The sequence below is a fragment of the Streptomyces sp. W16 genome (assembly GCF_033194735.1).
In the GTDB taxonomy this organism is placed as follows: Bacteria; Actinomycetota; Actinomycetes; order Streptomycetales; family Streptomycetaceae; genus Streptomyces.
Map to the genome: position 1 here is coordinate 1 of NZ_JAWOAI010000467.1, position 7,944 is coordinate 7,944.

Below are 7,944 nucleotides of genomic sequence, written 5' to 3' on the forward strand. Positions count from 1 at the left end.
CCGCTGCGGCGACCGCCTGGTCCTGCCCACGGCCCGCGTCGCCCCCGACGCCAAGCTGACGGGCGGCACGGTGGTGGGCGAGGGCGCGTTCGTGGCGGAGGGCGCGAGGGTGTTCGGCTCGACGATCCTCCCCGGCGCCGTCATCGAACCAGGCGCCGTCATCACCGACTCCCTCATCGGCACCCGAGCCGTCGTGGGCGAACGCTCCGTCCTCACCGGCACGGTCATCGGCGACGGCGCGATCATCGGCGCCGACAACGAACTCCGGGACGGCATGCGGGTGTGGTGCGACGCGCGGATTCCGGCGGGGGCGGTGCGGTTCTCTTCGGACCAGTGAGAAGCGCGGGGCTGGGTGGGTGACTTCTTGGCCTACCGAGTCGGGCTGGGTGGGTGACTTCTTGGCCTACGGAGTCGGGCTGGGTGGGTGGCTTCTTGGCCTACCGAGTCGGGCTGGTGGGTGACTCGTCGGCCTATCGAGTCCGGCTGGTGGGTGACTCGTCGGTCTACCGAGTCGGGCCGGTGGGTAACTTCTAGACCCACCGAGTCGGGTGGTGGGTGGGCATAGGCCCGGGGGTCTGGGGGCGGAGCCCCCAGGGGCACCCGCACCCCCACCCACCCGGCACGCTCACAACTTCCCGATGTCCCCGCGAGGCATCTTCGGCGCCCGTCGCGCCGGCGTCCGCCCGCTCAGCAAAATCAACCGAGCCGCCCGATGCCGCTGCCCCGCATACGGCTCCAGCAACGACAACATCACCGAGTCATCCGCGTCCCGGTCCCCGGCCAACGCCCACCCCACGATCCCCGGCAGATGCAGATCCCCCACGGTCACCGCATCCGCCGCCCCATGACTCCGCTGCACAGTCTCCGCGGACGTCCACACCCCCACCCCCGGCACAACCTCCAACCGAGCCCGCGCATCCTCCGCAGACATCGTCACCGCCTGCTCAAGCCGCGCAGCAACCCGTACGGCACGCAGAATCGTCGAAGCCCGCTTGTCGTCGACCCCGGCCCGGTGCCACTCCCAGGACGGGATCAACGCCCACGCACGCGGCGCCGGCATCACCCACATCCGCCCGCCGACAGGCCCCGGCGCCGGCGACCCGAACTTCCGTACCAGCAATCGCCAGGCCCGATACGCCTCGTCGGTCGTCACCTTCTGCTCCAGCACCGACGGAATCAACGACTCCAGCACCAGCCCGGTCCGCGTGAGCCGCAACCCCGGCCGCCGATGCTGAGCGACAGCGACAAGCCGATGCCGGGGCACGAACGCGCCAGGATCATCAGCGGCACCAAGCATCTCCGGCAACCGCTCCAACAACCACTCCGCCCCCGGCCCCCACGCCTCCCCGCGCACCTCGCCTCCGTGACCGGACACCCGCAAGGTCCCCGGCCCGACCGGCGTAAGACTGGCCCGCCACACAGCCCCGTCCGCAGTCACCCGAAACGAGGGATCCCCGGGCCCCCGCCGCAACGGCCCGAGCACCAGCCCGAGATCAAGCACCCCGCCCGGCACCCAGTTCCGCACCCGACCAGGCACCGCAGCTTGCCGAGGCACGACAACATCCCCACCCCGCACAGTCGTACGAGTGGGCCGAGGAGCAAAACGTCCGGCCACAGAAGAGTCCTACGAACCTAGGTGGTAGCGCCCCTTTTAGGGGCGCGAGGAACTGCGCGCTCAGCCACGAACAACCCGCACCCGCAACCGAGCCCAGCCCCCAACGGCGATTCACCGCACCTCAATAAACGCCCCCGCATCCCGCTCAGCCCGAGCCGCAGGCGACGCGGCCGCATGCCCCACAGCCACCGCCCCCATCGGATCCCACCCCTCCGGCAGCCCCAGCACCTCCCGCACAACATCCCGGCAGAACATCGTCGACGAAACCCACGCCGACCCCAGCCGCTCCCCGGCCAGCGCCACCAGGAAGTTCTGGACACCCGCCCCCACGGCCACCACGAACATCTCCCGCTCCGCCCCGTCCCGCCGCGCGTCCCCGTACGTGTGCGACCCGTCCATGACGAGACACGGCACCACGAGATACGGCGCCCCGCGCAACACGTCCCCGCGCCGCACCCGCTTGGCGATGGACTCCTCGGACTTGCCGTCCCGCCGCAGATCCGCGATCCACGCGTCCCGCATCGCATCCAGCAACGCACCGCGCGACTCGGCGGACTCCAGCAGCACGAACCGCCACGGCGTCGTGTGATGCGGCGCCGGCGCGGTCACCGCCGCGGCCACGGCCCGCCGTACCGCACCGGGGTCGACCGGCTCGTCGGTGAACGCCCGCACCGTACGGCGCTGGGTCACCGCCTCCCGTACCGCCTCCGACGTCCCGAGCCGGAACATGTCGTCGCGCCCGCCCCGCACCATGGCCCGCGCCCCCAACCGGTCGTCCTCGGCGGTCACGACATGCGGCAGCCCCCGCACCACGGCGACCGGCAGCCCCGCGGCCTTGCCCTTGACGAGATCACCGGCGGCGGCCAGTTCGTCGGCGGTCGCCACGACCGTCGCGCTGAGCGGATTGCCGTACGCGTCGGTGCCCCCGCGCAGATCGTCCAGTACACGCACCCCGGCGGCGCCGATCGCGACGTCCGTGAGCCCTGTGCGCCAGGGCCGCCCGAAGGTGTCGGTGACGACGACGCCGATGTCGACGCCGAGCGCGTCCCGCAGTCCGTCCCGGATCGTCCGCGCGGACGCGTCCGGGTCCTCGGGCAGCAACAGCACTGTCCCGGCAGGGGTGTTGGAGGCGTCGACCCCGGCGGCGGCCATGATCAGGCCCTGCCGGTTCTCCACGATCCGCAGGGCGCCGCGCCGCGCGACGACCCGTACGGTCTCGGTGTCGATCGCGGCCTCCCGGTCGGTCGCCTCGACGATCCGCCCCTCCGCCTTGGAGACGATCTTCGAGGTGACGAGGAGCACGTCCCCGTCGACGAGCCCGGGCTCGGCGGCGGCGATCAGCTTGGCGAGGTCGTCCCCGGCCGCGACCTCGGGCATCCCGGGCACGGCCCAGACCCGGTAACCCTCCACCGGTGGCACCTCACTCATGCGGCCCGCACCTCCTCCGCCAGCGCCAGCGCCTCCCGCGCCATCCGCGCGGTCGCCTCGGTGTCGGTCATCATCAGCGGTACGGCCCGGCAGCGGATCCCGGCCGCCTCGACGTCCGGTACGGAGGCGGCGTCCACGGTGTCGACGAGCCAGCCGTCGAGCAGCCCGGAGCCGTAGTGCTCGGCCACCGCGGTGGCCGTGGACTCCACGCCCACCGCCGCGAGCACCTTGTCGGCCATCCCGCGCACGGGCGCGTCCCCGACGATGGGGGAGAGGCCGATCACGGGCACCCCGGCCTCGGCGATCGCCTCACGGATGCCGGGCACGGCGAGGATGGTGCCGACGGAGACGACCGGGTTGGACGGCGGGAAGAGGATGACGTCCGCCTCCGCGATCGCCTCCAGGACGCCGGGCGCGGGCTTGGCCTGCTCGGCCCCGACAGGTACGACGGCCTCGGCGGCGACCGACGCGCGCAGCCGTACCCAGTACTCCTGGAAGTGGATCACCTTGCGCTCGCCGTCGACCTCGACGGCGACATGCGTCTCTACGCGGTCGTCCGTCATGGGGATGAGGCGCACTCCCGGTTTCCAGCGGTCGCACAGCGCCTCGGTGACCGCGCTCAGCGGAAACCCGGCGCCGATCATCTGCGTCCGCACGATGTGCGTGGCGAAGTCCCGGTCGCCGAGCCCGAACCACTCCGGCCCGACCCCGTACGCCCCGAGCTCCTCCTTGAGATGGAAGGTCTCGTCGGCCCGGCCCCAGCCCTGCTCCTCGTTGATGCCGCCGCCGAGCGTGTACATCACCGTGTCGAGGTCCGGGCAGACCTTCAGCCCGAAGAGGTGGATGTCGTCCCCCGTGTTGCCGATCACCGTGATGTCCGCGTCCGGCACGGCCTGCTTGAGACCGCGCAGGAACCGGGCACCACCGATACCGCCTGCCAGAACCACAATGCGCATGGGCACAAGTCTTGCAGGCGGGTCTGACAACGCGGCGGGCAGTCGTCGCATCGGGCGCCGGGCCGTCACCGCATCGCGTCAGGCGGTCACGGCATCGACGGCTTCCGCCCCGTCGCGCCGCGCGCAGGCCGTGTGCATGGGCATCTCGGTGAGGCCGGGGAAGTAGACGTGCAGGCTTATGGCCGGTTCGAGGGTGTCGTTGACGACCTCGTGGACGTACCCCGGCGCGAACACCCGCTGCGCGCCCGCCCCCAACGCACGCGTGCCCCGCTCGGTGCGCTCGGTCAGCGTGCCGTCCAGGACGGTCAGCACACCGGAGGAGGGGCCGTGGTCGTGCAGCCCGCTGCCCTGTCCGGGCACCCAGGACAGCAGCCACACCTCGTAGCCGGGGCCGGTGCGCAGCCGGTGGTACCAGCGGGTCGTCGTGTCGTACTCGACGAGGTGCTCCCACTGGGCGCGGTCTGCGGCGATCGAGCGTGCCAGGCCGACGAACTCGGCCACGGTGGCCGGGTGTTCGCGCGGGGTCTGGAGGAGGTGCGGGACTTCGAGGATGTCGCCGGCGATCTGGAGGTCGTTGTCGCTGTTCATGGGGGTGCGGTGGTTCCTCGGCGTAAGAAGTAACGGCGGGGGATGGGTGTCACCAAACAGGCAATGCGAAAAGGCCGGAGCGCGCGGGGCTCAACAGCCGGAACAGCAACAACAGCTACAGCGAGCGTGGGCAGCACCGAGGGACCCGGCGGTGCGGGTCGAGGTGAGTGCCGAGTTCGCGAGCATGCCCACAAGGACAGCGGTTCACACCCGCACTGTCAACTCGACGCCCGGTATGTGGGACATGTTTCACCTCATCCGGTTCATCTGGGAGGTGAAAGGTTTGTTCAGGAGGCTATCGGGACACATGGCGCACAACTGGGCGCACAAACCCCGTGGGAACGAGATCGAACTCCTGAGCGTCCTCCCCCGTACAGGCTCCGTCCCGGGGTAGGAGGCCCGCGAGGGTCTCTGCTGCCTGTCAAGGTTTATGCCGATTTGAACACTTTCCGCTAGGCCTTGGTTCCGCAGAGTGAATAAGGGGCCCAATAGCAGATCTCGGCTTGACTCGCCCGGAGCAGCACACTTGTAATTTCACTCGTGTCGTTCAGCCGACATCGGTAACGGCTACATCACGGGGACGCGAAAGACAGACGAGGGGCGCACATGACCGAGCTGGTGCAGCAACTGCTGGTCGACGACGCGGACGAGGAACTCGGCTGGCAGGAGCGCGCGCTGTGCGCCCAGACCGACCCCGAGTCCTTCTTTCCCGAGAAGGGCGGCTCCACCCGTGAGGCCAAGAAGGTCTGCCTCGCCTGCGAGGTCCGCTCCGAGTGCCTCGAATACGCCCTCGCCAACGACGAACGCTTCGGCATTTGGGGCGGCCTCTCCGAGCGGGAACGCCGCCGGCTGAAGAAGGCCGCCGTCTGAACCGCACGGCACACCTCGGGACATACCTCGGGACCTACTGAACGGCCCGTCGCAGCTGGGTTATCCACAGGCGGCGGGCCGTCGCTGTGCCCAGCCGATAGTGTGGGCGCTCGTCCGAGACGTACCGCAGTCCCCTCGGGACGCAGGCGTCCACCGCAGTCCATCGAACCGGGGCCCGTACCTCGATGTCCGTGCACAGCCACACGGCAGCCCAACACGACGCTGCCACTCCTGAGTTCCCGCGTCACGTAGTCACCGCGGTGCTCGTCTCCCACGACGGCGCCCGCTGGCTGCCCGACGCGCTCGCCGGGCTGCTCGGCCAGGAGCGCCCCGTGCAGAGCGTCATGGCCGCCGACACCGGCAGCGCGGACGACTCCGCCCAGTTGGTCACCGACACCCTCGGCGCCGACCGCGTGCTGCACCTCGCCCGGCGCACCGGCTTCGGCCAGGCCGTCGAGGAGGCCAACCGCACCGCCCCGGTGCTGACCCCGGACGACCTGCCGTACCTGAAGCGCCCCAGCGGCTGGGACCCCGTCACGCGCACGTGGCGCGACGACGCCTACGACATGCCGGAACTCCCGCACGGCGAGCCCGTCCAGTGGCTGTGGCTGCTGCACGACGACTCCGCCCCGGAGCCCGACGCCCTGGCCCAGCTGCTGCGCGTGGTGGACCAGGAGCACGAGCTCGGCCGCGACGACGTGGCTGTCGTAGGCCCCAAACTGCGCGGCTGGTACGACCGGCGGCAGCTCCTGGAGGTCGGCGTCACCATCGCCCACTCCGGGCGCCGCTGGACCGGCCTGGACCGCCGCGAACAGGACCAGGGCCAGCACGACCACGTACGGCCCGTGCTGTCCGTCTCCACCGCCGGCATGCTGATCCGGCGCGACGTCTTCGACGAACTCGGCGGCTTCGACCGCCGGCTGCCCCTGATGCGGGACGACGTCGACCTGTGCTGGCGCGCCACCGCCGCCGGCCACCGGGTCCTGGTCGCCCCCGAGGCGGTCGTACGGCACGCCGAGGCGGCCTCCCGCGAGCGCCGTGCCGTCGACTGCGCGGGCCGCACCGTCGCCTCCCCGCACAAGGTCGACAAGGCCGGCGCCGTCTACACCCTGCTCGTCAACAGCCGTACGGCCGTGCTGCCCTGGGTCCTCGTCAGGGTCGTCGTCGGCACCGTGCTGCGGACCCTCGCCTATCTCGTCGGCAAGGTCCCCGGACAGGCCCTCGACGAGATCCGCGGCCTCCTGGGGACCCTGCTGCGCCCCGAGCGGATCATCGCCGGACGGCGCAGGCGCGGCACCCCCCAGATCGACAAGGCGGAGCTGAAGCCGCTCTTCCCGCCGCCCGGCGCGACCCTGCGGGCCACCTTCGAACAGGCCGCCGCCAGCTTCGTCGACACCTCCGACCCCGAGATCACCTCGGGGGCCGGCCGGCACGGCGGCGCGGTCGAGTCCGGACCCGGCGGAGACGACGCGGACTTCCTGGAGATCGAGCAGTTCGCGCGCGTGAAGCGCATCGCCCGCAAGCCCGGCCCGGTGCTGTTCCTGGTGCTGCTGCTCGTCTCCCTCGTCGCCTGCCGCGGCCTGCTCGGCAGCGGCGCGCTCACGGGCGGCGCGATGCTGCCCGCGCCCGGCGACTCCGGCGAACTGTGGTCCCGCTTCCTGGACTCCTGGCACCCGGTGGGCGCCGGCGGCACCCCGTCCGCGCCGCCGTATCTCGCGCTCGTCGCGATGCTCTCCTCGCTGCTGTTCGGCTCGACCGGCCTCGCGGTCACGGTCCTGCTCGTCGCCTCGGTCCCGCTGGCCGGGTTCACGGCCTACTTCGCCTCCCGCCCGCTCGTCGAGTCCCGCCTGCTGCGCGCCTGGGCGGCCGTCGTCTACGCCTTCCTGCCCGCCGCCACCGGCGCCCTCGGGGGCGGCCGCATCGGCACCGCCGTCCTCGCTGTGCTGCTCCCGCTGATCGCCCGCGCGGGCATCGCCGCCAGCGGCCTGACGCACTCCTCGGGTACCCGCGGCAGCTGGCGCGCCACCTGGGCCTACGCCCTGCTCCTGACGGTCACCACCGCCTTCACGCCGATCATCTGGCCCATCGTCCTGATCCTCGGCATCGCGCTGCTGGTCGTGCGCAGGGATGACATCACCGCCTACGGCCTGCGCTTCCTGGCCCAGCTCGGCACCCCCCTGCTGATCCTGGCGCCCTGGTCGCTGACACTTCTCCCGTTCGGCTTCTTCCAGCAGGCCGGCCTGGAGTACGGCTCCGGGTCCGCGTCCGCCCTCGACCTGCTCGGCGCCAGCCCCGGCGGCCCCGGCACGGTCAACGGCCTGATGCTCATCGGCATCGTGCTGGCCGCGCTCGCCGCCCTGCTGCGCAGTGAGCGCACCTTCGGCGTCCGGGCCGCCTGGGGCGTCGCCCTGTTGGGCCTCGTCTTCGCCGTCCTGTCCAACAGCTCCACCTGGGCCGGACCGGCGACCCTCGTCTACGGCCTCGCCC

The 7,944-nt window shown here is 71.7% G+C and carries 6 protein-coding genes and 1 pseudogene; 3 read left to right on the forward strand and 4 right to left on the reverse strand.

What is annotated here, in order from left to right:
- Window positions 1-337: pseudogene (locus R6V09_RS40515) on the forward strand (NDP-sugar synthase); the annotation flags it as partial.
- Window positions 338-625: 288 nt separating this feature from the next.
- Here R6V09_RS40515 and R6V09_RS40520 read toward each other — a convergent pair.
- The 4 genes from R6V09_RS40520 to R6V09_RS40535 all read right to left on the reverse strand — a co-directional run bounded on the left by R6V09_RS40520 (window position 626) and on the right by R6V09_RS40535 (window position 4,587).
- Window positions 626-1,615 carry a DNA-3-methyladenine glycosylase family protein gene (locus R6V09_RS40520; RefSeq protein WP_317886491.1) on the reverse strand — a complete coding sequence of 330 codons (990 nt, stop codon included), beginning with the start codon at window positions 1,613-1,615 and terminating at the stop codon, window positions 626-628.
- 111 nt (window positions 1,616-1,726) lie between these two features.
- Window positions 1,727-3,043, reverse strand: coding sequence for a coenzyme F420-0:L-glutamate ligase (locus tag R6V09_RS40525; RefSeq protein WP_317886492.1), 1,317 nt, complete (start codon window positions 3,041-3,043; stop codon window positions 1,727-1,729).
- Entirely contained in the window at window positions 3,040-3,999 is a 960-nt protein-coding gene (gene cofD / locus R6V09_RS40530) for a 2-phospho-L-lactate transferase (RefSeq protein ID WP_317886493.1), read from the reverse strand. The genes R6V09_RS40525 and cofD overlap by 4 nt, the downstream gene beginning before the upstream one ends.
- A gap of 78 nt (window positions 4,000-4,077) precedes the next feature.
- Complete coding sequence (locus tag R6V09_RS40535) at window positions 4,078-4,587, reverse strand: cysteine dioxygenase (protein ID WP_317886494.1); 510 nt, start codon at window positions 4,585-4,587, stop codon at window positions 4,078-4,080.
- Window positions 4,588-5,193: 606 nt separating this feature from the next.
- Between R6V09_RS40535 and R6V09_RS40540 the strand changes: the two genes are divergently transcribed.
- On the forward strand, window positions 5,194-5,457 hold the full coding sequence (locus R6V09_RS40540) for a WhiB family transcriptional regulator (RefSeq protein WP_003975777.1): 264 nt from the start codon (window positions 5,194-5,196) through the stop codon (window positions 5,455-5,457).
- Between the two features lie 185 nt (window positions 5,458-5,642).
- Window positions 5,643-7,944: glycosyltransferase family 2 protein (locus R6V09_RS40545; RefSeq protein WP_317886495.1), on the forward strand; the 2,302-nt coding region annotated here is incomplete at its 3' end.